Annotated in this window: 24 protein-coding genes; 12 read left to right on the top strand and 12 right to left on the bottom strand. The window is 71.9% G+C overall.

Translation table 11 applies throughout. The features are described from left to right. Positions 1–208 precede the first annotated feature (208 nt). Positions 209–706 (top strand): hypothetical protein, encoded by a 498-nt coding sequence (locus ACH4S9_RS20295; RefSeq protein WP_398373429.1) that lies wholly within the window; start codon positions 209–211, stop codon positions 704–706. Between the two features lie 273 nt (positions 707–979). On the opposite strand, the gene ACH4S9_RS20290 is transcribed toward ACH4S9_RS20295, so the two are convergent. Both ACH4S9_RS20290 and ACH4S9_RS20285 read right to left on the bottom strand, forming a co-directional pair. After that, complete coding sequence (locus tag ACH4S9_RS20290; protein WP_311725482.1) at positions 980–1,477, bottom strand: NUDIX domain-containing protein; 498 nt, start codon at positions 1,475–1,477, stop codon at positions 980–982. 46 nt (positions 1,478–1,523) lie between these two features. Next, a complete protein-coding gene (locus ACH4S9_RS20285) occupies positions 1,524–2,309 on the bottom strand; it encodes a class I SAM-dependent methyltransferase (protein ID WP_398373426.1) in 786 nt (261 codons plus the stop codon). A 156-nt stretch (positions 2,310–2,465) separates the two neighbouring features. On the opposite strand from ACH4S9_RS20285, the gene ACH4S9_RS20280 reads away from it, so the two are divergent. From ACH4S9_RS20280 to ACH4S9_RS20270, 3 genes are all read left to right on the top strand, one after another. Beyond that, positions 2,466–2,927 carry a DUF2267 domain-containing protein gene (locus tag ACH4S9_RS20280; protein WP_398373424.1) on the top strand — a complete coding sequence of 154 codons (462 nt, stop codon included), beginning with the start codon at positions 2,466–2,468 and terminating at the stop codon, positions 2,925–2,927. Between the two features lie 184 nt (positions 2,928–3,111). Further along, positions 3,112–4,086, top strand: coding sequence for a glycosyltransferase (locus ACH4S9_RS20275; RefSeq protein ID WP_398373422.1), 975 nt, complete (start codon positions 3,112–3,114; stop codon positions 4,084–4,086). Positions 4,087–4,301: 215 nt separating this feature from the next. Further along, positions 4,302–4,895 carry a helix-turn-helix domain-containing protein gene (locus ACH4S9_RS20270; protein ID WP_398373420.1) on the top strand — a complete coding sequence of 198 codons (594 nt, stop codon included), beginning with the start codon at positions 4,302–4,304 and terminating at the stop codon, positions 4,893–4,895. A gap of 6 nt (positions 4,896–4,901) precedes the next feature. On the opposite strand, the gene ACH4S9_RS20265 is transcribed toward ACH4S9_RS20270, so the two are convergent. Further along, positions 4,902–6,269: a hypothetical protein gene (locus tag ACH4S9_RS20265; RefSeq protein ID WP_398373418.1), complete on the bottom strand. Its 1,368-nt coding sequence runs from the start codon at positions 6,267–6,269 to the stop codon at positions 4,902–4,904. Positions 6,270–6,345: 76 nt separating this feature from the next. Between ACH4S9_RS20265 and ACH4S9_RS20260 the strand changes: the two genes are divergently transcribed. Further along, on the top strand, positions 6,346–6,837 hold the full coding sequence (locus tag ACH4S9_RS20260) for a MaoC family dehydratase (protein ID WP_311725476.1): 492 nt from the start codon (positions 6,346–6,348) through the stop codon (positions 6,835–6,837). Position 6,838: 1 nt separating this feature from the next. Here ACH4S9_RS20260 and ACH4S9_RS20255 read toward each other — a convergent pair whose 3' ends face one another. The 7 genes from ACH4S9_RS20255 to ACH4S9_RS20225 all read right to left on the bottom strand — a co-directional run bounded on the left by ACH4S9_RS20255 (position 6,839) and on the right by ACH4S9_RS20225 (position 14,277). Beyond that, positions 6,839–7,822, bottom strand: coding sequence for an ornithine cyclodeaminase family protein (locus ACH4S9_RS20255; RefSeq protein ID WP_398373416.1), 984 nt, complete (start codon positions 7,820–7,822; stop codon positions 6,839–6,841). A gap of 235 nt (positions 7,823–8,057) precedes the next feature. After that, the gene (gene dmpG, locus ACH4S9_RS20250) at positions 8,058–9,068 is read right to left on the bottom strand and encodes a 4-hydroxy-2-oxovalerate aldolase (RefSeq protein WP_398373414.1); all 1,011 of its coding nucleotides are present in this window, start codon (positions 9,066–9,068) and stop codon (positions 8,058–8,060) included. Continuing rightward, entirely contained in the window at positions 9,065–9,991 is a 927-nt protein-coding gene (locus ACH4S9_RS20245) for an acetaldehyde dehydrogenase (acetylating) (RefSeq protein ID WP_385336892.1), read from the bottom strand. The genes dmpG and ACH4S9_RS20245 overlap by 4 nt, the downstream gene beginning before the upstream one ends. Beyond that, a complete protein-coding gene (locus ACH4S9_RS20240) occupies positions 9,978–10,907 on the bottom strand; it encodes an HpcH/HpaI aldolase/citrate lyase family protein (RefSeq protein ID WP_398373412.1) in 930 nt (309 codons plus the stop codon). Before ACH4S9_RS20240 ends, ACH4S9_RS20245 begins: the two co-directional genes overlap by 14 nt. Beyond that, positions 10,904–12,160, bottom strand: coding sequence for an aminotransferase class I/II-fold pyridoxal phosphate-dependent enzyme (locus ACH4S9_RS20235; RefSeq protein WP_398373410.1), 1,257 nt, complete (start codon positions 12,158–12,160; stop codon positions 10,904–10,906). Before ACH4S9_RS20235 ends, ACH4S9_RS20240 begins: the two co-directional genes overlap by 4 nt. Next, a complete protein-coding gene (locus ACH4S9_RS20230; RefSeq protein WP_385336886.1) occupies positions 12,157–13,023 on the bottom strand; it encodes a cupin-like domain-containing protein in 867 nt (288 codons plus the stop codon). The genes ACH4S9_RS20235 and ACH4S9_RS20230 overlap by 4 nt, the downstream gene beginning before the upstream one ends. 60 nt (positions 13,024–13,083) lie before the next feature. Further along, positions 13,084–14,277 carry an MFS transporter gene (locus ACH4S9_RS20225; RefSeq protein ID WP_398373407.1) on the bottom strand — a complete coding sequence of 398 codons (1,194 nt, stop codon included), beginning with the start codon at positions 14,275–14,277 and terminating at the stop codon, positions 13,084–13,086. Between the two features lie 251 nt (positions 14,278–14,528). On the opposite strand from ACH4S9_RS20225, the gene ACH4S9_RS20220 reads away from it, so the two are divergent. From ACH4S9_RS20220 to ACH4S9_RS20200, 5 genes are all read left to right on the top strand, one after another. Further along, complete coding sequence (locus ACH4S9_RS20220; RefSeq protein WP_311725466.1) at positions 14,529–14,654, top strand: hypothetical protein; 126 nt, start codon at positions 14,529–14,531, stop codon at positions 14,652–14,654. A 228-nt stretch (positions 14,655–14,882) separates the two neighbouring features. After that, positions 14,883–15,527: a peptide deformylase gene (locus tag ACH4S9_RS20215; RefSeq protein ID WP_311725465.1), complete on the top strand. Its 645-nt coding sequence runs from the start codon at positions 14,883–14,885 to the stop codon at positions 15,525–15,527. A gap of 183 nt (positions 15,528–15,710) precedes the next feature. Next, positions 15,711–16,469 (top strand): GNAT family N-acetyltransferase, encoded by a 759-nt coding sequence (locus ACH4S9_RS20210; RefSeq protein ID WP_398373405.1) that lies wholly within the window; start codon positions 15,711–15,713, stop codon positions 16,467–16,469. Positions 16,470–16,477: 8 nt separating this feature from the next. Then, positions 16,478–17,293: a lysophospholipid acyltransferase family protein gene (locus ACH4S9_RS20205; RefSeq protein WP_398373403.1), complete on the top strand. Its 816-nt coding sequence runs from the start codon at positions 16,478–16,480 to the stop codon at positions 17,291–17,293. Between the two features lie 373 nt (positions 17,294–17,666). Next, on the top strand, positions 17,667–18,242 hold the full coding sequence (locus ACH4S9_RS20200) for a LuxR C-terminal-related transcriptional regulator (RefSeq protein ID WP_361191849.1): 576 nt from the start codon (positions 17,667–17,669) through the stop codon (positions 18,240–18,242). A 53-nt stretch (positions 18,243–18,295) separates the two neighbouring features. On the opposite strand, the gene ACH4S9_RS20195 is transcribed toward ACH4S9_RS20200, so the two are convergent. Together ACH4S9_RS20195 and ctaD are read right to left on the bottom strand one after the other, a co-directional pair. Continuing rightward, complete coding sequence (locus ACH4S9_RS20195) at positions 18,296–18,658, bottom strand: hypothetical protein (protein WP_398373400.1); 363 nt, start codon at positions 18,656–18,658, stop codon at positions 18,296–18,298. Positions 18,659–18,663: 5 nt separating this feature from the next. Beyond that, positions 18,664–20,325 (bottom strand): cytochrome c oxidase subunit I, encoded by a 1,662-nt coding sequence (gene ctaD / locus ACH4S9_RS20190; protein WP_398373398.1) that lies wholly within the window; start codon positions 20,323–20,325, stop codon positions 18,664–18,666. 104 nt (positions 20,326–20,429) lie between these two features. Here ctaD and ACH4S9_RS20185 point away from each other — a divergent pair, with 104 nt between their 5' ends. Further along, the gene (locus tag ACH4S9_RS20185; protein ID WP_311725458.1) at positions 20,430–20,978 is read left to right on the top strand and encodes a sigma-70 family RNA polymerase sigma factor; all 549 of its coding nucleotides are present in this window, start codon (positions 20,430–20,432) and stop codon (positions 20,976–20,978) included. Continuing rightward, positions 20,975–21,946: a CU044_5270 family protein gene (locus ACH4S9_RS20180; RefSeq protein WP_398373395.1), complete on the top strand. Its 972-nt coding sequence runs from the start codon at positions 20,975–20,977 to the stop codon at positions 21,944–21,946. Before ACH4S9_RS20185 ends, ACH4S9_RS20180 begins: the two co-directional genes overlap by 4 nt. Positions 21,947–21,951 lie beyond the last annotated feature (5 nt).

The following is a 21,951-nucleotide window of genomic DNA, read 5'->3' as shown; positions in this document are numbered from 1 at the left end:
GGGGTTTTTTTCCCTTTTTTCCGGGCCCCTTACCCACCCCCCGCCCTGTTTTTTTGTGTTGATTATCGGACAGCGACACGCCGTGGTGTCGGCGTGTCGCTGTCCGATACTCACCACAACTCAGGCATCGGACGATCTGCCGACCCGGACGTGGCGCCTACGGCACTCGGACGCGGACGGCCGCGCGCTCCTGTCGGAGGAGTTGCGGGTGAACGCGGACACCGGCGTTGGCTTACTGCATCACTCCGACGGCGCCCAGGCGCTGTTGCGTCTAAATCCTCTGTACTTCCTTCAAGGGCGCGCCTGCGGCGCGCCGGTCGGCCGGGACGCTCGGGCGAGCTGCGGCCTGACGGCCGGGACATGGCCGCTGATCAACTCCACCACCAGACGCGTGCGGGTGTTCGCCATGTCACCGACATGTTGCAGGGCCGCACCACACTGGCCCAACACCGCGAACTACTCGTATCCGCAGGCTGGTTGTTCCTACGGTGTCGCCGCCGCCCGCTTCGGCGAGCTTGAAGAGGCCGTCTCCGTCGCGGGACGCGCGCTTCAAACCTCGCGGAAGTCTCTGCCCTCCCTTCTCATGGTTGCCGGGGAACTCACCGACGAACTAGAGCAGCGATACCCGCGCGAGTCCCTTTCCCAGGAGTTCCGCGAGCAGGTGACCCACATCGCCGCCGGAGCACAGACCGCGCTCGGGACGTAGAGCAGTCCCAGGCCGTTCCAGGGTGAACGCGCAGGTCACAGCACACAGAAGAGACTGCATTCGTCAGGGTATTGCTTGCTCTACATCAAGCACTTTTTTCCAAGGGGGTGGAGGGAGACCCCGAACCGGAGCTCCACCCACCAACCCGCGGCCGGCGAGCGACCGGAGCCACCGCCCCTCCTTCCCGCTGCCCGCCGTCTTTGCGCCGAAGGCGCGAGACGAAGCCCGCTCCCGGCGACCGGGAATGCCGCGCAGCGGCGCACATCCGCGGGGTCAGCCGCGCAGCCGCTCCTCAAGGCGGTCCAGGAAGATCTCCTGCTTGGCCACGATCTTCATGCGCGCCTGCGCGAGATCCAGCCACACCACCCGGTCGATCTCGGGGAAGGTCTGAAGCCGCCCGGACCCCCTCGGCCACTCCATCTCGAAAGTGCCCGGGGTGACGCGCCGCGGATCGAGGTCTGCCGCCAGCGCCCAGACCGTGACAACCTTGCCCCCGGTCTGCTGGACGGAGCCGAGCGGAAGGAGGTCGCCCGGGGGCGGCGGCAGGCCCAGCTCCTCCTGGAACTCCCTGCGTGCCGCGGCCTCCGGGGCCTCGTCCGGTTCGTACTCGCCCTTGGGGATGGACCACGCGCGCTCGTCCTTGCGCGCCCAGAAGGGTCCGCCCATGTGGCCGAGAAGGACCTGCGCGGCGGAGACCGGGTCGGCCCCGGCCGCCCCCTTCGCCACCGCCCCGCGGAACAGCAGGATGCCGGCGCTTCGTTTTGCCGTCACGGTGCCCAGTGTGCCCCGCGCCCGCCCGGCCCGCCGCCGTGGCCCATCAGGCCTTGCGGGCGTAGCCGAGGTAGGTGACCTGGGGCCGGGTGTCGGGGGCCAGGACGAAGTCGACGATGGGCGGGATCTCCTCGTCGGTGATCCGCCCGCGGCGACGGTCCATCGTGGCCTTGACCAAGCTGCGCGGATCACGGGGCTTGAAGTCGCAGATGTCCTGGTTGCGCAGCTCATGGCGGCGCAGCGCCTCCGTCATTTCGGCGGGGGTACGCATCCGCTCCGCGGCGTAGCGGCCGGGTGGCATGATCCGGGTCATGGGCAGGCGCTGGAAGGCGATGAGGTAGATCAGCCGGGACACCAGGGTGCGGTTCACGGTGTCGTAGACCAGCACACCGTCCGGCGCGAGCGCCCGGGCCCCCTCCGCCAGGACCGGGTCGAGGGCCGGGGTGACCTCGAAGGTGTCCGCGTAGTAGACGAGGTCGAACGCGGCGGCGGCGACGCCCAGTTCCTCGGGTGGCGCGGTTTCGTACCGGACGGCAAAGCGCTCCCGCTCGCCCGCCTCCCGCTCGCCCGCCTCGCGCGCGATCGCCGTCGCGGACGCGGACGGGTCGATGGCGACAACGTCGAATCCCACCCCGGCCAGGCCGCGGGCCAGCAGTCCGCGGCCGCTCCCCACCACCAGGGCCCGGCTCCCGGCCGCGGTCAGGCCGACGCTCCGCAGGGTTTTGTCCACGTACTCCAGGCGGCTGGCCTGGAAGGCGACGGCTCTGATCTGACGGCCGTCCACCGTTTCGGGTAACGGTGAGTCCAGTTCGACGCGCGGCGCTCGGGCCATGCTCTGCTCCCTCTTCTGCCTCTTCGGTTCTGCCCTCGTGTGCGGCTCGTCCGACGTTAACAAGGGGCGTACGGCGGCCCGCCACCGGCGGTTCGCGGGGGCGGCCGTGGGCACTCGACCGACGATGCCGACAGCGCGACGCTGGGGGTGCTGTTCATGCGTTACGAAGAGCTGACGAGCCAGGTCCAGGCACTGGCGCAGCTGCCCGACCGGCGGTCGGCGGAGCGGGCGGTGCGCGCCACGCTCGAGACCCTCGCCGAGCGGATCCCGGACGGTCTGGCCGACCACATGGCGGCGCAGCTGCCACCCGAGGCGGCCTACTCCATGCGACGGGTGGCCGCGTCCCACGAGGCCTCACCCGCGCAGCGGGCCTACCGGCGCAACCACGGCGAACGGTTCGACCTCACGGGCTTCGCGGGGCGAATCGCCTGGCGCGCCCGGGCATCGGAGGACGAGGCGATCCGGGAGGCGAGCGTGTTCTTCGAGGTGCTGGACTCCGCGGTGAGCCCGGAGCTGATGGAGAGGCTGTACAAGGCGCTGCCGAGCGACATCCGGGAGCTGCTGCCCGAGGCGCGGGCCTTCGAAGGCCAACAGGAACGACGGGGCCGGGAGAGATAGGGAACAGGGGCGAGGGACAGGGAAGGCCGGGCGGGGCTTGGGTCCGCCCTTCGGGCGTCACTGCACGACCGCGTAGCGTCACGTTTTGTCGCGTATCAGTGGGCTACTCGCCAGAGCGCGTTGATCACGTCGGCCCGTCGGCTCGTTGCCCCGGACCCGTTGAGCGCTTGAGCGAGGTGAGCGCATGAACATCCTGATCTGGCCTGTGCACGGCTCATGGACCACGGCGTTCGTCCAAGGACCGCACCGCTATCTGCTGCCGGCCCTGCCCGACCGCGGGCCCGACTGCCTCGGCCGCGGGCGCACGTTCACCTGGCCCGCCTCGGTCACCGAGCTGAGCCCCGTACGACTGCGGGACGCCCCGGTCGACCTGGTGGTCCTCCAGCGGCCGCACGAGGCCGCGCTCGCCGAGTGCTGGCTGGGCGGGCGCCGCCCCGGGCGCGATGTGCCCGCGGTCTACGTGGAGCACGGCACCCCGGGCGGAGGCGTCCCCGGCACCCGCCACCCCTGCGCCGACCGGGACGATCTGCGGGGCGTGCCCCTGGTGCACATCACCCACTTCAACCGGCTCTTCTGGGACAGCGGCACCGCCCCCACCACGGTGATCGAGCACGGCGTCGTCGACCCGGGCCATCTGTACACCGGGGAGCTGGAGCGCGCCGCCGTCGTCGTCAACGACCCGATCCCGCGCGGCCGCACCACCGGCACGGATCTGCTGCCCGAGCTGAGCCGGGCGGCGCCGCTGGACGTCTTCGGCCGCCGCACGGAAGGGCTCGCCGCGTACCTGGGGCTGACCGAGGACCGGCTGCGCCGCGCGGAGCTGCCGCAGGCCCGGCTGCACGCCGAGATGGCCCGCCGCCGGCTGTATCTGCACCCGCCGCGCTGGACCTCGCTCGGGATGTCCCTCCTGGAGGCCATGCACCTGGGCATGCCCGTGGTGGCGCTGGCCACCACCGAGGCGGTCGAGGCGGTGCCCGAGGGCGCCGGTGTGCTCTCGACCCGCCCCGAGGTGCTCGCCCGCGCCGTCCGGACCTATCTCCGGGAGCCGGGGGCGGCGGCCGAGGACGGGGCACGAGCCCGCCGCGCGGCGCTCGACCGGTACGGGCTCAAACGCTTCCTGGACGACTGGGAGCGACTCTTCGAAGAACTGCGGAGCTGAGGAGCTGACGAAGCTCCGCGCGTCAGGGGTGGGCGCCGTCCCAGAGCAGGATGGCCTGGGCGTCGTCCACGGAGTCGGGCAGCGTACGAGCCCGGTGTGCGCGTAGGGGACCCGCGCGTGCCCAGGCGGGGGAAACAGGCGGGCCCGCGCGCCTGGCGGAGGTGCGGTTTCCAGGCCACTTGACAAAAGCCCTTGCCGGAACGGCAAATAGAAGGGTGTCGGACGACGATTTCGCGAGTGTGCTGACGGGTGTGGGGCCGCGGTTGCGCGCGCTGCGGCTGGCGCGCGGTGCCACGCTGTCCCAGTTGAGCGAGACGACCGGGATCTCGGTCAGCACCCTCTCGCGCCTGGAGTCGGGGCAGCGCAAGCCGACCCTGGAGCTGCTGCTGCCCCTGGCCAGGGCCCATCAGGTGCCGCTGGACGAGCTGGTCGACGCGCCCGCCACCGGCGATCCTCGTATCCATCCGCGGCCCTTCACCCGGCACGGAAGGGTGTTCGTGCCGCTGACCCGCCACCTCGGCGGGCTACAGGCCTACAAAATGATCCTGCCCGCCGGGCAGACGTCCGAGGGCACTCGGCTCGAGCAGAAGGTGCACGAGGGGTACGAGTGGCTTTATGTGCTCGCCGGCCGGCTGCGTCTCGCGCTGGGCGAGCACGACCTCGTCCTCACCGCCGGCGAGGCCGCCGAGTTCGACACCCGTGTCCCCCACGGCTTCGCCGGCGCGGGTGACCAGCCCGTCGAGGTGCTGAGCCTCTTCGGGGCGCAGGGCGAGCGGATGCACGTACGAGCACGCCCCACCGGCGCGTGACGCCGCTTAGATGGCCACGACGCAGTCGTCGGAGCTGTTGGTGCCCAGGACGCTGACGATCCCCGCGGTGCCGTCGCCGAAGAAGCGGGAGAACATCCCCGCCGGGCGGCCGCCGAACAGCAGGGGCCCGAGCACCGGGGCCACCTCCACGTCGTGCGGCTCCCGGACGCCGTCGGCGACCATCGCCAGCCGACAGGTGCGCGGCGCCACGAACTCCTGCACCACGCTGGTGCCCGCCTCCGCCGCCCCGGCCACCGCCGCCTCCCACTCCGCCTGGCCGCTCTCCCGGCCGATGACGACCTGCTTGCCGCTCATCCCGATGCTCTCCTTGAGCACCAGCAGCTCCCGGTTGGCCACCGCGAAGGGGACGAGGTCGACCTCGCGGCCGCCCCGGCTCGTCCTGCGGTGGGTCAGCACCCGTGTCCACGGCAGATACCTGTCGACCAGGGCCCGCTCCGCCGCGCTCATCCACGGCCGCCCCTCCGACAGCAGGCCCATGGTCAGCTTGCTGGACAGGAAGGTGGAGGTCTGGGTGGACACCAGCAGACAGCCGTGGTCCAGCGCGGCCTGCACCGGCGCGGTGTCGATGCCCAGCTCGGCCCAGTCGGGGAGGGTGAAGTTGCGCAGCCCGAGCGGGTAGCGCAGCCGCGGTGGGCAGTCCCATGCCTCGTGCAGATCCTCGGGTTCGAAGAAGCGCGCGGTCAGCCCGTGGCCGTTGAAGTGGTCGGCCTCCATGTCGAAGTAGCGGGTGGACTCCACCCCCTGGTCGCGGGCGCTGCCCACCAGGGCCACCCGGGGCGCCACGGCCAGCTCCGCGCACAGGTCCCGGAACATCTCGGCGCGCACCGCGAACGGGCTCCGGCAGCGGAACGGCAGCCGGCCCGCGTCGTCGGCGTAGAGCTTGCGCCACACCTCGAGGCGGCAGTGTGTCTCCACGGGGCCGCCGAGCGCGCCACTGACGTTGAACTCCAGAAACCGCGGCCCGTCCGGCCCGATCATGATGTCCGGCCGGGCCACGCAGTCCGCGTACCGCTCCTCGGTGAACGGGTCTGCCATGAACAGCCGGTGTTCACTGTCCGGCATGCCGTACGCCGCCAGCCTGCCCTCCGTGGTGGGCGCGGTCTCCAGGGCGGTGCGGCGCACCAGGTCGAGGAGCGCCGCGGTGGCGCGGAACAGCTCGGCGTAGGACGCGCGCGGCAGCGCGATCGGCGCGGCGGGCAGCAGCGGCTGATACGGCCAGCCGGTGTCCCTGATCTCGGTGCGCAGCATCTCCCGGATGGTGTCCGCGGGCGCGTCGGGCGGCCTCAGCCGGTGGCGTCCGAACCACGGGTGTCCCGTGGCCGCCGGGGTGCCGATGTCCTCGAGCCCGCTCATCCGGGTTCCCCCAACTCCGCGTCGCCGAGCGTCGATCGACCGGGTGTCAGCATAGCCAGGGCCTACCCTTGGGGGCATGACGCTGCGCCGGGTCGGGGACAACGAGTACGTCGAAGAACACGGTGGGGACTACGAGGACTTCGAGCCCGGCATGGTCATCCGGCACTGGCCGGGCCGCACCATCACCGAGACCGACAACACCTGGCTGACGCTGCTGACCATGAACCAGCACCCGCTGCACTTCGACCGGGCCTACGGGGAGGGCGCCGAGTACGGGCGGGTGCTGGTCAACAGCGGGATAACGCTGTGTCTGGTGGGTGGCATGACCGTGCAGGCGCTGTCGGCGCGGGCGGTGGCCAACCTCGGCTGGGACAAGGTCCGGCTGAAGGATCCGGTGTTCGTCGGCGACACGCTGTACGCGACGAGCCGGATCCTCGCCAAGCGGCTGTCCCGGTCCCGGCCGGGGCAGGGGATCGTGACGGTGGAGACGACCGGCGCCAAGTCGACCGGGGAGACGGTCATCGTGTTCGAGCGGTCCTTCATGGTGCGCTGCCGCGAGGCAAGCTGACTCACCGCCCGCCGGTGGCCGCGGCCTCGTGGAGCGCCGCAGCGGCGGCGGTGTCCTCGATGGCCAGGCCCACCCCACGGAACACCGAGGTCCGGCCGTCCGCGGCGGTCGTCCCGTTCACCAGGCCGCCCAGTTCGTGCAGTTCGGTCACGCCGATCAGCCCGTAGGCCAGCGCGGCCCGCACCTCACCCGCGTCCTCGAGCGCGGCGGCCCGCTCCTCCACGACGACGAACGCGGACGCGAGGAGCGCCGGGTCGACCTCGATCGCGTCCTCGTGGGTTCCGCCGATCACGTTGACATGCGCGCCGGGAGCCACCCAGTCGGCCGCCACCAGCGGTGTCCGGCCGTCGGTCGAGGTGGCTGTGCAGATGATGGCGGCGTCGGTGACGGCGTCCTTCGCGGTGTCGCACACCGAGACGTCGACCGAGTGGGCCGAGGTGGCGCGGAGCCACTCCGCGAACGCCTCCGTACGGGCCCGGGTGCGGGAGAACACCCGGACCGAGCGGATCGGGCGCACCGCGCACACGGCCCGCACCAGGGCCCGCGCCTGCACCCCCGCGCCGAGGACGGCCAGCTCCTCGACGCCCTCGGGGGCGCACAGCCGGGTCGCCAGGCCGGCCACCGCGCCGGTGCGGACGGCGGTCAGCTCGGCGCCGTCCAGCAGCGCGGTGATCCGCCCGGTCTCCAGGTCGGTCAGCACGACCACACCGTGAATCAGCGGCAGCCCGCGGTCCGGGTTGTCCGGGGTGAGCGTGGTGATCTTGACGCTGCCCACCCCGCGCCGCTCCCAGACCGCAGTCCCGGCCAGCAGCTGCCGCCGCGGGCCGGGCGCGCCGTGTTCGATCACGGTCCGGGAGGGGGACCGGGTCCGGCCCGCCGCCAGATCGCCGAACACCTCGGCCAGCGCGTCGATGACCCGCACCAGCCGGTCCGCGCCCGCCATGTCCTCGGCGCCGATGGTCACCGGGCCACTCGGAGCAGTCATACCCCTCCCTCCCGCTCAGTCTTGGCGCGCTCCAACGCAGGGGCTTCCCTCGTCACTGCTCGCTTCTCCGTCGCTGCGCGGCTCCTCAGTCCAGCCCGCGCAGCGCGCCAAGACACGCACCCCTCCACCCGCTCAGTCCCGGCGCGCTCCAACGCACGAGCTTCCCTCGTCACTGCTCGCTCCTCCGTCGCTGCGCGGCTCCTCAGTCCAGCCCGCGCAGCGCGCCAAGACACGCTCATATGGCGGCCTTCCGGGCGCTCAGCTCGGCCACGACATCGACGATCAGGTCCTCCTGCCCCGCGACGGCCTGTCGTCTCCCGAGCTCGAAGAACACATCGCGCGGGTCGACTCCGGCCCGCGCGGACTGGTCCAGCACCTGGTGTTTGAACCCGGAGAACACCCCGGCCAGGCCGCTGACGATGGACAGCGAGCCGGTGACCGGCGGCGCGGGCATGAGCTCACGCTCGGCGAACTCGGCGGCGTCCAGCAGCGCGTACAGATCGATGCCGGTGGCGTACCCGCTGCGCTCCAGCACCGGCACCACCACCTCCAGCTGGGTGTTGCCCGCCCCGGCGCCGAAGCCGCGCGCGCAGCCGTCGATGATCGCGGCCCCGGCCCCGGCGGCGGCCACGGAGTTGGCCACGGCCATGCCGAGGTTGTTGTGGCCGTGGAAGATCAGCGGTACGTCCACGGCCTCGGCCATCGCGCCGATCCGGTCGGTGACGTCCTGGGGCAGGAGGTGGCCGGCGGAGTCCATGATGCCCACCGCCCGTGCCCCGTACCCGACGGCGCGCGCCGCGTGTTCGGCCAGCTCCGCCGGGGTGGCCATATGGCTCATCATCAGCACGCAGTGCGCCTCCGCGCCCTCCTCGCGCAGGAACTCGAGGTGGCGCTCGGCCAGCGAGGTCTCGGTGCAGTGCACCCCGACGCGGACCACGTCGGCGCCGTGCGCCACCGCCTTGCGCAGATCGTCGGAGGTGCCCCAGCCGGGCAGCATGAACACCGCCATCTTGCTGTGGCGCAGGGCCTCCCGCACGGTCGACAGCATCACGTCGTCGCTGACGGCGGCCCGTCCCACCTGGAGGGAGGAGGCGCCCAGGCCGTTGCCGTGGCCCACCTCCACCACCGGGATCCCCGCCGCGTCGGCCGCCTCGGCGTACCCCCGCAACGCCGCCACGCCGAGTTGGTGCCGCACCGCGTGCTGGCCGTCGCGCAAGGTGGGGTCGTGGATCACCACGGAGCTCATCGGCCCGCCCCCGTCCCGGCGGCCGGGGCGAGCCGGGCCGCGTGCTGCTCGGCGACCAGGACGGCGGCCGAGTTGATGATGTCCAGGTTTCCGGCGTACCGGGGCAGTACGTCGCTGTCCGCGGTGACCTCCAGGGAGATCACGACCCGGTCGCCGGTCACCGTGCAGGCGATGACCTCGTAGCCGGGCTGATGGGCCCGCACCCGCTCGGCCGCCCCGGCCACCACGGCGCGCACCGTGGCGGCGTCGGCCCCGGGGACGACGGCGTGGACGGCCGTGCGGAAGGTCGCCGGGGGCGCGGCCGGGCTGATGTTGAGGATCGCCTTGGTGTCGCGCACCCCGGTGAACTCGGTGAGAGCGTGCTGGGTGGTGGCCACGTACTCGTCGAGGTTGAGCCGGGTCGCCCGGCCCGCGATGCCGCCGGCCACAGTGGAGACGGCCTCCAGGTACGCCACTTCGTACCGGCCGGCGAGGGCGTGCGCGACCGGGATCGCCGCCTGTCCGCCGCAGCTGATGAGGCTGACGTTGCGCTCGGCCGGCGGGTGGGTCCCGGTCACGGTGGGCACCACCATCCGGCCGAGCCGGCTGGGGGTCAGATCGATCAGCAGCGTGTCCAGCGGCCTGAGCAGCCGCCAGTGTTCGGCGTGCGACATCGCGTTGGTGGCGTCGAACACCACGTCGAACGGGCGCGGGGCGGCGAGGATCGCACTGATCCCCTCCGCCGTGGTCGGACAGCCGAGCGCGGCGGCGTGGCGCAGCCCCGCGGACTCGGGGTTGCGCCCGGCCACCAGGCCGCACTTCAGCACGGCGGAGCGCCGGACCTTGCCGACCAGGTCCTGGCCGATGGCCCCGGTGCCGAGGACGGCGACGGTGATGGGCGGGACGGTGCCGGGCCCGGCGAGAGCGCGCTCAGCGACGGCCATCGCCCGCCTCCTCACCGATGCCACCACTGTCGCCGCTGTCGCCGCCGAACCGCTGCGCCCAGGCGTCCCCGCGGGCCACCGTCGCCTGGGCCATCCGGGCGAAGGGCGGGCCGACCATGTTGCCGTCCAGGACCGCGATCCCGCCGTCCGCCGCCCGCACGGCCTCGCTGACCCGCCGGGCCAGCCGCAGGCCGGCCGGGTCGGGTCGCAGGGCCCGGTTGATCGCGCCCAGCTCGCTCGGGTGCACGGTCACCTTGCCGTGGAAGCCCAGCTCGCGCACCCGGCCGAGCTCCTCCGCGAGCGCCTCGGGCTCGGCGAGCCGGAAGTTGGCGGTGTCGATCAGGGCGGTGCCGTACCGGGCGCCGGCCAGGGCCATCGCCTGCCGGGCCGCGAGCAGACCCGCCCAGGTGATGTCGATGCCCAGGGCGGCGGCCAGGTCCGCCGAGCCGAGGATCAGCCCGTCGGCGGCCGCCGCGATGGCATCGATGTCAGCGACGGCGGCCGGGGTCTCCACGGTCGCGTAGATCTCCGGGCGCGTCCCCGCCGAGGCGAGGGTGTCGCGCATCAGCGCCACCTCCACCGCGGACTTCACCATCGTCATCACCACGAAGCCCGGCTTGACCGGGCATTCGATGAGCATCGCCAGGTCGTGCACCGCCTCGGCGGTGCCCAGCTCGTTGACGCGCACGGCGGCGTTCGCGGGCTCCGGCGCCTTCTCCAGCGCCGCGCGGCACACGCTCCGCGCCGCGGGCTTCCGCTGCGGCGGGATGGCGTCCTCCAGGTCGATCAGGTGCACATCCGCGTCGTACGACCACGCCTTGACCACCCGGTCGAGGGACAGCGCGGGCGTGTAGAGGATGGAGCGCGGGATGGCCCGAGCGGTGCCCGTCGGTGTCAGCGGAGGTGCCACCTTCATCTGGTCGCCTCCGCCGGGGCCGCCTGCTGGGCGCCCACCGCGGCAAGGGCCGCGCACAGCCCGCGGATCTGCTCCTCGGTCTGGCCGGCGCGGAGCATCACCCGCAGGCCCGCGGTGCCGCGGGCGACGATCGGGAAGAACACCGGGGAGACATAGAACCCGGCCTCGTACACCCGGCGGCCCGCCTCCATGACCGTCTCATCGCTCATCGACACGACCCGGATCGGAAACGTCGTCCCGCTCTGCCCGGTGCTGATGTGCCGGTCGAACAGCTCGATGTTGGCTCGCAGCCGCCGCTGGAGGACGGTCAGCTCCTCGGTGCGGTGGATCTCCGCCGAGGCCAGGGAGGCCCCGACCGCGGCCGTGTTCATCGGCTGCGAGTAGCTGAGCGCGCCCGCGAACCGCTCGACCACGCGCAGCGTGTCCTTCGGGTAGCCGTCGAGCAGGATCGCCGCGCCGCTGGTGCCGAACGCCTTGTTCAGGGTGGCGACGGTGATGGTCCGCTCGTCCAGCACCGGGCAGTGCGAGCGGATGTAGCCGATGCCGCGCTCCCCGTACGCCGAGATCGAGTGCGAGTCGTCGTAGTACACCAGCAGGCCGTACTTCTCCTGAAGCTCCGCCAGTTCCCGCACCGGCGCGTAGCCGCCCAGGCTGTCCGCGCCGTCCACGACATAGGCGACGCGCTCGTACCGTGCGCACATGTCCTCGAGGAACCCGAGGTCGTGGTGGTCGCAGGTGACCACCTCCGTCTCGTCGGCGCAGGTCGGCTTGGCCGCGGCCATCGACACATGGCAGTTGCGGTCGAACACCATCAGCGGCCGGACCCGGTTGCCCAGATGGCCGGAGGCGATCAGCGGCAACAGCCCGGCGCTGGCGACGCCCGCCGAGACGGCGGCCACCACCTCGGCGCCGAACAGCTCGCCGAGCGAGGCTTCCAGCTCCGGCAGGGCCGGGAGCTGCACCCGGGTGCGCGGGATGCAGTGGTCCAGCACGCCGAACCGGCGCAGTGCGGCGACCGCGCCCTCGATGACCTTGGGGTGCGAGTCCAGGTCGAGATAGGAGCAGCAGGTGAAGTTGGTGAACTCGTGGCCGTCCTCGGTGTGCAGCACGCCGGGCTCGCCGTCCTCGAGTTCGGCCGTGATTCCGGCGAGGCCGTTGCGCTCGGACGGGTCCCAGAACGCGTTCCCGACGCCGACGGCCTTGTCGTTGTTGCGGTACCGGTGCGGGGGTGTGATGGTCCGGCGTTCGGTCATGACGCGGCCTCGGCGGGCTGGTAGTTGTAGACGCCCGTGAGCTTGCGGTAGGCGGCCGTGTAGAGCGCGACGCCGAGCACATGGGGTCTGCGGAAGATCTTGGGGTCGCGCAGCCAGAAGTTCATGTTGATGTTCATCTCGTCGAGCGACTCGGCCTGGTGCCACCAGCCGAGCGGGAGATAGAGCATCTGGCCGGGCTCCAGGATCAGCTCCCGGCGCTCGGCCAGTTTTGCGGCGAGCCTCGGGAAGCGCCGCCGGTCGACGTCGTCGAAGTCGAAGGCCCGCGACTTGTCGCCGAACCCGCGCACCAGCGACCTCGGGTAGTACTCGCGGAATCCCGGGGGCGCGAGGACGAACCGCTTACGGCCCTCCAGGGCTATGTTGAAGTTCTCCAGCTCGTCGAAGTGGCTTTGGGTGAACACTCCGCGGTGACTGATCCACAGATTGGCCGCGTTGAGCGAGCGCCGGTAGTCGAACAGCTTCCCGGCGTCGAAGCCGAGGATCGCGTCGACATCGGCCGGGCTGTTGCGGATGTTCGACACGATACGGTTCCAGGTGCCGGGGTCGGTCCGGTATCGGCCGTCGTCGAAGAACTCGCGGAGCCGGATCTCCTTGGTGGTCCAGCGCTGCGAATTCCGCTTGTCCCCGGGCTCGGTGAACAGGGTCACCTTCTTGTTTCCCAGGCGCTCGGCCACGCCTTCCCTGCCGAGGCCCCGGGCGCCTTTCGGTAAATCGATCACCACGGGGACATCCGCCCGGATGAGGGCCTGCCGCCCGAATGCCATGAACTCGTCGAAGAAGAGACGGGGAACCGGTAATCCCCCGAGTCCGTCCCGCTCGGACGCGTGCCGCGCAGTGCTCACCACTCTGTCCTCATTGTTCTCGTCATCGCTCCGCCATCGCTCTCGTCAACGTCATGGTGCTCATACGGCGGTTTCCGGGGCCGGTTCCGGGGCGGGCCCCGTCCTCAGGAGCGCCGGCTGTCCCACGAGGCTCAGCCCCATGGCGAGGAGCCCGCCGCCGACCGCCGCCCACGCGGCCTGTTCGAAGCCGCCCGGGTCGGCCAGCCGCCCGCCCACGGCGGTGCCCAGGGCGATGCCCAGGGCACCGGCGCTGGTGAGCCACGAGAACCCCTCGGACAGGGAGCCCTTCGGGGCCAGGGACTCCAGCAGGGTGCTGCCCGCGATCAGCCCCGGGGAGATCGCGACCCCCGCGACGACGGCGAGGAAGGCCATCGCGAGGGGGGAGTCCGCGAAGGCCAGGGGGACCACGCCGAGCGTCAGCGCCGAGGTGGTGATCGAGAGCAGCCGCGCCTGCGACAGCTTCCAGTCCACGGCCCCGTAGACCACCCCGGCGCTCAGACTGCCCACCGCCGTCAGCGACAGGAACACCCCGGCGAGCCCGGAGGCCGACCGCTCCTGCGCGAACGCGATCAATGTGACGTCGACCGCGCCGAGCAGAAACCCCATCCCCGCGTACGCGACCATCAGCACCCTGACCCCGGCCACCGAGATCGCCCGCCGGGGACCACGGCCCGGGGCCGGTTCGGACACCGGCTCGGACCGGCGGTGCAGCGCCACCGCGATGGAGCCGGTGGTGGTCAGCACCGCGCAGGCGATCAGGCCCGCGGCCGGGTGCACCGCGGTGGCCAGCAGGGTGACCAGCAGGGGCCCCAGCAGGAAGATGGTCTCGTCCAGCATGGATTCCAGGGCGTAGGCCGTGCGCAGCAGCCCGCGGTCGGCCATCGACGCCCACCGCGCCCGCATGAACGAGGTGAACGAGACCGAGGCGCACCCGGTGGCCACCGCCGCGAGGATCAGCAGCCACAGCGGGGCCTCGAGCAGGATCGACACCACCAGCAGCGTCATCCCCGCCCCGTGTGCCAGGCAGGCGGTGAGCAACACCCGCCGCTGGCTGAGCCGATCGGCCAGCCGCCCCAGCACCGGGCTGGCCACGCCCTGCGAGACCAGCATGGCGGCCGCCACCGTCCCGGCGTCCGCCAGCGACCGGGTGACCGCGGAGATCAGCATCAGACAGCTCAGCGACCGCATGGCGATCGGGAATCGGCCGACCATCCCCCAGAACGCCAGCGCCGCGGCGCCCGGCGCCCGCAGCAATCGGAAATAGGACCCGAGCCCGGAATTCGAGCCCGATGTACCTTCGGCCACATTGCCCCCGTCAGCGCGAAACGGCCATCCCGAGTTATTCCGACGATCTCGAGCCGGAATACCCGGTCACGCCACACGTCAAGGAACGAATTGTTCCGCACCGACTGTGCCGATCCCCTGTACCCCCGCCCAATACAGCGATTCGTCATAATAGGCGGGCCGCACCCGGTTGGCCATGGGTCCGGCGGTATCCGAGAACGATGGCCGTGTTCACCGCGGGTTTTGGACGCCTTGCTCACCGCGGCCTGTTCAAGCAGCGCAAGAACGGCCTGGGGCGAGGCGTGAGCGACGAGGTCGAGGCCTGGATGGCCGGCCTCAAGGCGTGACGCCCGCGCGGTGAGGCTGCCGCCCCGTGGCGCACAACGGGGAGAGTCACCGCGGAGCGGCAGCCGGACCGGGCCACGAGGCCCGGGAGAGCCGCCGGAGGCGTGGGTTCCCCGGCGACTCGACAGAAGATACGGGCCGCCGCCCCGCGTTGTTCAGTCTTCGACTAAACGGGTTTTGCCGCTGAGCCCGGTTTGCCGCGGCGGCCCGCCCCTTGCCAGGCTGTCCCCATGCCGACCACCCCGCTGCCCGAGCTCGTCGACGCGCTTCTCGCCGGCCCCCGCCCGTTGCCCATCGTCTCCGCGGGCGTCCCGGTCCTGCGCCGGCCCGCCCTTCCGTACGAGGGTCAGCTGTCCGACGGGCAGCTGGACCGGCTGGTGGTGGCGATGCGGGAGACCATGCACGCCGCGCCGGGGGTGGGCCTGGCCGCCCCGCAGATCGGGATTCCGCTGCGGATCGCGGTCATCGAGGACCCGGCCGAGGTGTCCGCGGAGGTGCGTGAGGCGCGCGGGCGGGTGCCGCTGACCTTCCGGGTCCTGGTCAACCCGTCGTACGAGCCGGTGGGCGACCCCGGCCGCCGGGTGGCGTTCTTCGAGGGGTGCCTGAGCGTGCCCGGCTGGCAGGCCGTGGTCGCCCGCCCCGAGCGGATCCGGCTGCGGGGGCAGGACGAGCGGGGGCGGGTGCTGGACGAGGAGTTCGCGGGGTGGCCCGCGCGCATCGTCCAGCACGAGACGGACCACCTCGACGGCATGCTCTATCTCGACCGGGCCGAGACCCGCTCGCTGGCCTCGGCGCGCTCCGTCGCCGAGCTGTGGTCCCAGCCCACCCCGGCCGACGCGGCCCGGGCGCTGAACTTCCCCCTGCCGGGCGCCTAGGGCCTGTCCGGCGGGCGTCCTTCTGGTGGACGGCGCGTGTTCCGGCCGCGGCGGCACACGTTCGTCATCGAGCGGCAGTCGTCGAATCACCGTCCGGACACTGCCGCGTTCTCGTACCGGGGCAACACTTGCGAAGCCATTCCAAGCTTCGCTGGTGCTGAATCCCCTGAACGGAGAACAGGAATGCCCTTGCTCTCGACAACCCCGGTACCGGCGGACGCCGGCTCCTACGTCACCTCGATCGCGGACACCGAAGAGCAGATACAGGCCGCGCAGCGGCTGCGCTACCAGGTGTTCGGCCAGGAGCGGGGCGCCCGGCTGCACTCGCCCGTCCCCGGCCGGGACATGGACGAGTTCGACGAGGTCATGGACCATCTGATCGTCACGGACACGGCGACGGACACCGTGGTCGGCACCTACCGGCTGCTGCCTCCCGGGCGCGCCGAGCGGCTGTACTCGGACACCGAGTTCGACCTGAGCGGGCTCCCGGAGGAGATCCGCTCGTCGATGGTCGAGGCGGGCCGGGCCTGTGTGCACCCGGACCACCGCTCGGGCGCGGTGATCAATCTGATGTGGGCCGGGCTCGCCCGGTATGTGCTGCTGTCCGGGCACCGCTATCTCGCGGGCTGCGCCTCGGTGCCGCTGGCCGACGGCGGGCAGGCCGCGGCGAACGCGTGGCTGCTGGGCACCTCCCGGCACGCCGCGCCGCCCGAGGTGCGGGTGCGCCCGCACGACCCCTGGATGCCCACCCGGCCGCTGGTGGCCGAGCCGGGCTACGCCTCGCTGCCGCCCCTGCTGCGCGGCTATCTGCGGATCGGGGCCTGGATGTGCGGGGCCCCGCAGCACGACCGGGACTTCGACGACGCCGACTTCTTCGTGCTGCTGGACACGGAGCGGATGAACGACCGCTATCGGCGCTACTTCCTGGGCGATTCACGGTGACCGTGCCCGTGCCCGTACCGGCGCCCGCGAGCGCGTGGGCCGCGTGGTCCCCGTGCACCACCCGCTGTGTGGCGCACGCCGCCGCGCGGGTGCCCGCCTCGCGGGCGGCCGGGCGTGCCGCGTCCTTCGCGCGGACGGTGGTGAGCGCGCTGCTGCGGGGCCGGGGGATCGGCGAGCCCGCCACGCTGCGCGCCCACGCCGCGGCGGTGCTGGACGCCCTGGACATCCGGCTCGAGGTGATCGGCGGGCCGCTGAGCGTGCCGGGTGACACGGGCACGCTGGTCGTCGCGAACCACATCTCCTGGCTGGACATCCTCGCCCTGCTCGCCGTGGAGCCGGTGACCATGCTGGCCAAGCGGGAGGTCGGGGGGTGGCCGGGGGTCGGCCCGCTGGTGCGGCGGGCGGGGACGCTGTTCATCGACCGCGACAGCCTGCGCGGGCTGCCGGACACCGTCGCGGCGATGTCCGGGCAACTGCGCTCCGGGCGCTCGGTCATGGCCTTCCCGCAGGGGGCGACCTGGTGTGCCGGGACGGGCGGCCGTTTCCGGCGGGCCACCTTCCAGGCGGCCCTCGACGCGGGGGCGCCGGTCCGGCCGGTGTCCCTCGAGTACGTCCAGCACGGAGCGCCGACCACGGTGGCCGCCTTCGTCGGCGAGGACGACTTCGGCAGCTCGGTGCGGCGGATTCTGGGTGCCGCCGGGCTCACGGTGCGGGTGCGGGTGCGCGAGCCGCTGTGGGCGCTGCCGGGGGTGGACGACCGTCGGGCGCTCGCCGCGCGGGCCCAGGCGGCGGTGTGCGGAGCGGAGATGGCCGTACACGGCTGACCCTTCGGGCAGTGTGGGCGATGTGTGGGATCGGTGGCGGCGGTCTGCCCGAGTCCACGGTGACACCGGCGGACGGGGCCCGACCCGGAGGTTTCGGCGCCCTTCCGCCGTACGACACGCGGAAGTTGATCACAGTTGCCCCGAACTCCATTCGGGCAGAAACGGTCACAAGTCTTTCGTATACGGGCAGGGCCAACAGTGCGTGGCATTGGTATACACCTGAAAGCGGACCTAAACACCCGTCACCAGATTGTTCAGCCGTTGCCGATACGACAGAAAGTGGTGACTTCCCTTGGCTGCCCTCCCCCACACCGCCCGGGTCACCCCTGATCACCCCAGAGTCCATGAAGGGCGCGGCCGGTACGCCACCGGCATGGCCACGCTCACCTCCGACCTGCGCGTCCTCGCGGGTGACGACGACTTCTTCCGCCACTTCGGCGGCTCGTCCGCGGAGCTGTGCGGCCGCGAACTGTTCGAGCTGCTGCGCCCCAGCGCGCTCTCCGTGCTGCGGGAACACTTCTCGCGCCTGCACGACGGGCGCCGCACCCGCTTCACCGAGCGCGTCGTGGGATGCCGCTCGGACGGGCAGGTGTTCTCCGGCGATCTGACCGGCACGGCCATCGAGGGCCCGTCCCGGCAGGCGTCCTCCATCGTCGTCCTGGTCAGGCCGGACGACGAGCCGGCCACCGAGGAGGTGTCCACGCTGCGGGGGCTGCTGCTCTCCCCCATCGAGGCCCGGATACTCGAAGGAGTGGCCACCGGCGCCTCGACCGTGCAGCTGGCCTCCAAGCTCTATCTGAGCAGGCAGGGCGTCGAGTACCACGTGAGCTCGATGCTGCGGAAGCTCAAGGCGCCCAACCGCGCCGCTTTGGTGTCCCGCGCCTACGCGGCAGGCATCCTGACCGTGGGCACCTGGCCGGCCCAGGTGCTCCCGGAGTACATCAAATAGCCCCCGTCGGCGGCACGGCCGGGGGCGTGCCGCCGACGCGGGTCGCTCCGTCGCTATCCGGCGACGAGCGCGGCGGTCACGGACGCCGTGGCGACGACGGCCAGGGCGATCCCGCCGAGCAGCGCGGCCACCAGCCGGCACCGCAGCCGGAGATGGACCGCCTGATACTCCGCGCGCAGCTCCTCGCAGCGCCACGCCACCTTGCGCAGCATCTGCTCGGTGACGTCCAACTGGTCCTGGGTGTAGCGGCGCTCGACCTCCTGGCGCTGGGCGACGGTCAGCCAGTCCAGCCGGCCCGCGAAGCGGCGCGCCCGTTCCGCGGCCAGGTCGCGTTCCGCCTGGAGCAGCAGATAGCCCTCGAGCTGGTTGATGCCCATGGCGATGTCGCCGGAGTACGGGGCGCCGGCCGCGCTCATGCCCCTCATCCCACCGGCTCCCGCTCGGCGACCTCGGGGTGGTGCAGATCGAACGCCGGGGATTCGGAGCGGATCCGGGGCAGCTCGGTGAAGTTGTGCCGGGGCGGTGGGCAGGAGGTGGCCCACTCCAGCGAGCGGCCGTAGCCCCACGGGTCGTCGACCTCGATCTTCTTGCCGTACTTCGCGGTCTTCCAGACGTTGTAGAAGAACGGCAGGATCGACAGGCCGAGCACAAAGGAGAAGATCGTCGAAACGGTGTTCAGCGTGGTGAAGCCGTCGGCGGCGAGATAATCCGGAATCCTGCGGATCATCCCTTCCGCCCCCAGCCAGTGCTGGACGAGGAACGTGCCGTGGAAGCCTATGAACAGCGTCCAGAAGGTGATCTTGCCGAGGCGCTCGTCCAGCATCTTGCCGGTGAACTTGGGCCACCAGAAGTGGAAGCCGGCGAACATCGCGAAGACGACCGTACCGAAGATCACGTAGTGGAAGTGGGCCACCACGAAGTAGGTGTCGGACACGTGGAAGTCCATCGGCGGTGAGGCGAGGATGACACCGGTCAGACCGCCGAAGAGAAACGTGATCAGGAAGCCGACCGCCCACAGCATCGGGGTCTCGAAGCTCAGCGACCCCTTCCACATCGTGCCGAGCCAGTTGAAGAACTTCACCCCGGTCGGCACCGCGATCAGGAACGTCATGAAGGAGAAGAACGGCAACAGCACGCCGCCCGTGACATACATATGGTGCGCCCACACCGTCACCGAAAGACCCGCGATCGAGATCGTCGCGCCGATCAGCCCGATGTAGCCGAACATCGGCTTGCGCGAGAACACCGGAATGACCTCGGAAATGATCCCGAAGAACGGCAGCGCGATGATGTACACCTCGGGATGGCCGAAGAACCAGAACAGATGCTGCCACAGCAGCGCCCCGCCGTTGGCCGCGTCGAAGATGTGCGCCCCGAACTGGCGGTCCGCCTCCAGGGCGAACAGCGCGGCGGCCAGCACCGGGAAGGCCAGCAGCACCAGCACACCGGTGAGCAGCACGTTCCAGGTGAAGATCGGCATACGGAACATCGTCATGCCCGGAGCGCGCATGCAGATGATGGTGGTGATGAAGTTGACCGAGCCGAGAATGGTGCCGAAGCCGGAGAAGGCCAGACCCATGATCCACATGTCGGCGCCCACACCCGGCGAGCGGACCGCGTCCGACAGCGGCGAATACGCGAACCAGCCGAAGTCGGCGGCGCCCTGCGGGGTGAGGAACCCGCCCACCGCGATCAGCGAGCCGAACAGGTACAGCCAGTAGGCGAACATGTTCAGCCGCGGGAACGCCACGTCGGGCGCGCCGATCTGAAGCGGCATGATCCAGTTCGCGAAGCCCGCGAACAGCGGCGTGGCGAACATCAGCAGCATGATCGTGCCATGCATGGTGAACGCCTGGTTGAACTGCTCGTTCGACATCAGCTGGTGGCCCGGGCGGGCCAACTCGGCGCGCATGAACAGCGCCAGGATCCCGCCGATACAGAAGAACGCGAACGACGTGACGAGGTAGAGCGTCCCGATCGTCTTGTGGTCGGTGGTCGTCAGCCACCTCACGGCCGCGGATCCGGGGCTCGGACGGCGCGTGGGCAGGGGCGCCGGTGCCGCGACAACAGTGTTGTTACTCATGCCCGGTAGGTGTCCGGCACCCCTCCCGACCGTCACAGGGGAGGCCGGGAAAAGAAAGATTCCCGGGGTGTGATGATCGGGGGCATGCCGGACACCTACCGGGCATGAGCCCCGACGAAGCCTTCGACACCGCCTACCGTGAGCATTACTGGGCGGTGAGCCGCTTCGTGGCGCGACGGCTCGACGGGCAGCCGAGCGAGGTCGAGGAAGTGGTCGCGGAGGTGTTCGCCGTCGCCTGGCGGCGCCGCCGCGAGCTGCCCGGGTCGCCCTTGCCCTGGCTGTACGGGGTGGCGCGGAACTGCCTGGCCAACGCGGTGCGCGGGCGCGGCCGGTACCGCAGGCTGCTCGCCAGACTCGGCCACCACGAGGTGACGCGCGGCCGGCGCACCGTGTCGGGCCCGGACGCCGAGCGGCCGGGCTCCTGGGTGCTGGAGGCGCTGGACCGGCTCACCGAGGCCGACCAGGAGGTGCTGAAGCTGACGGCGTGGGAGGAGCTGACCGTCGAGGAGCTGGCCACCGTCCTGGGATGCGGCCGGTCGGCCGCGGCCATGCGGCTGCACCGGGCCCGGCAGCGGCTGCGGGCGCAGATCGACACGGTGCGCGGGACTGTCCCGGTGCCGGCGGGGACCAGCACGGAGGAACAAGGGACATGACCGACGAACTCGACCTGCTCCGCGGCGCCGACCCCGTCCCCGCAGGCGACGAGCGCTGGCGGGACCGCCCGCTGGACTTCGAAGGCGAGCGGCGGCTGCGGCAGCTGGTGTCCGGCGCCCGGCGGCGCCGCACCGTCCGGCGGATCGTCATGGGTGCGGCCACGGCGACGGCGGGCGCGGTGGCCGCCATCGCGCTGACCGTCTCGGGCCCTGCCTCCTCCCCGGCCGTGGCCGCCCCGGTGGCGCTGCGGCCGCACGCCTCCGCCGCCGATGTGCCGCTCGCGGAGATCGCCGGCCGGGCCCGGACCGCGGCGGCCGCCGAGCCCGGGACGTCGGTGCGCGGCAGCCATGTCCAGGACTGGTCGCTGGGCCTGGAGTCGGGGAAGGACGCGGTGACGGTCCCCCTGGAGACGCTGACCCGCTGGAACGCGGACGGCAGCGGCTCGCTTCTCGTGGTGGCCACCGACCCCCGCCACCCGGGCCGCCCGGTCATCGACGACGGCGTGCCGCCCCGTACGGTCCACGACGGCAAGGTGGTGCAGCGGGAGAGCTACCCGCCGGGCATCGGCGGCGCGAACCAGAGCTTCTTCGAGCCGCCGCCGGCCGGCGCCGCCGCGCTGCGCGACTACCTCGCCGTCTGGCACCCGGGCGCGGACCGCGACCCGGACGAACTGCTCGGCGCGGTCCGGGACTTCCTCCGGGTGTGGACACCCGGCCCGCGCGAGATCGCGAACCTCGCCACCCTGCTCTCCCGTGACGCGGGCCTGCGCCCGGCCGGCCGGGTCACCGACCGGATGGGCCGGGAAGGCCAGGCGTTCGTGCGCACCACCGGCGGGCTGCGGCAGATGGTCGTCCTCGACCCGGACGACGGGAGGGTGCTGGACGTGGAGGAGACGTACACCCGCGACGACCCCGAGTACCGGATCGAGTCGGGCGATGTGCTCTCGTACACGGCCTGGCTGTCCTGAGCGCT

The organism is Streptomyces sp. NPDC021225, assembly GCF_044332865.1.
Classification (GTDB): Bacteria; Actinomycetota; Actinomycetes; order Streptomycetales; family Streptomycetaceae; genus Streptomyces.
This window is presented reverse-complemented; position numbering and strand designations above follow the sequence as displayed.

What these genes read in the sequence shown, in the direction of transcription:
- ACH4S9_RS20285 (WP_398373426.1), bottom strand. Translation starts at nt 2,309, where the DNA reads ATGGCCCGAGCGCCGCGCGTCGAACTGGACTCACCGTTACCCGAAACG.
- ACH4S9_RS20280 (WP_398373424.1), top strand. Translation starts at nt 2,466, where the DNA reads ATGCGTTACGAAGAGCTGACGAGCCAGGTCCAGGCACTGGCGCAGCTG.
- ACH4S9_RS20275 (WP_398373422.1), top strand. Translation starts at nt 3,112, where the DNA reads ATGAACATCCTGATCTGGCCTGTGCACGGCTCATGGACCACGGCGTTC.
- ACH4S9_RS20265 (WP_398373418.1), bottom strand. Translation starts at nt 6,269, where the DNA reads ATGAGCGGGCTCGAGGACATCGGCACCCCGGCGGCCACGGGACACCCG.
- ACH4S9_RS20260 (WP_311725476.1), top strand. Translation starts at nt 6,346, where the DNA reads ATGACGCTGCGCCGGGTCGGGGACAACGAGTACGTCGAAGAACACGGT.
- ACH4S9_RS20255 (WP_398373416.1), bottom strand. Translation starts at nt 7,822, where the DNA reads ATGACTGCTCCGAGTGGCCCGGTGACCATCGGCGCCGAGGACATGGCG.
- dmpG (WP_398373414.1), bottom strand. Translation starts at nt 9,068, where the DNA reads ATGAGCTCCGTGGTGATCCACGACCCCACCTTGCGCGACGGCCAGCAC.
- ACH4S9_RS20245 (WP_385336892.1), bottom strand. Translation starts at nt 9,991, where the DNA reads ATGGCCGTCGCTGAGCGCGCTCTCGCCGGGCCCGGCACCGTCCCGCCC.
- ACH4S9_RS20240 (WP_398373412.1), bottom strand. Translation starts at nt 10,907, where the DNA reads ATGAAGGTGGCACCTCCGCTGACACCGACGGGCACCGCTCGGGCCATC.
- ACH4S9_RS20235 (WP_398373410.1), bottom strand. Translation starts at nt 12,160, where the DNA reads ATGACCGAACGCCGGACCATCACACCCCCGCACCGGTACCGCAACAAC.
- ACH4S9_RS20220 (WP_311725466.1), top strand. Translation starts at nt 14,529, where the DNA reads ATGGCCGTGTTCACCGCGGGTTTTGGACGCCTTGCTCACCGCGGCCTG.
- ACH4S9_RS20215 (WP_311725465.1), top strand. Translation starts at nt 14,883, where the DNA reads ATGCCGACCACCCCGCTGCCCGAGCTCGTCGACGCGCTTCTCGCCGGC.
- ACH4S9_RS20210 (WP_398373405.1), top strand. Translation starts at nt 15,711, where the DNA reads ATGCCCTTGCTCTCGACAACCCCGGTACCGGCGGACGCCGGCTCCTAC.
- ACH4S9_RS20200 (WP_361191849.1), top strand. Translation starts at nt 17,667, where the DNA reads ATGGCCACGCTCACCTCCGACCTGCGCGTCCTCGCGGGTGACGACGAC.
- ACH4S9_RS20195 (WP_398373400.1), bottom strand. Translation starts at nt 18,658, where the DNA reads ATGAGCGCGGCCGGCGCCCCGTACTCCGGCGACATCGCCATGGGCATC.
- ctaD (WP_398373398.1), bottom strand. Translation starts at nt 20,325, where the DNA reads ATGAGTAACAACACTGTTGTCGCGGCACCGGCGCCCCTGCCCACGCGC.
- ACH4S9_RS20185 (WP_311725458.1), top strand. Translation starts at nt 20,430, where the DNA reads ATGAGCCCCGACGAAGCCTTCGACACCGCCTACCGTGAGCATTACTGG.
- ACH4S9_RS20180 (WP_398373395.1), top strand. Translation starts at nt 20,975, where the DNA reads ATGACCGACGAACTCGACCTGCTCCGCGGCGCCGACCCCGTCCCCGCA.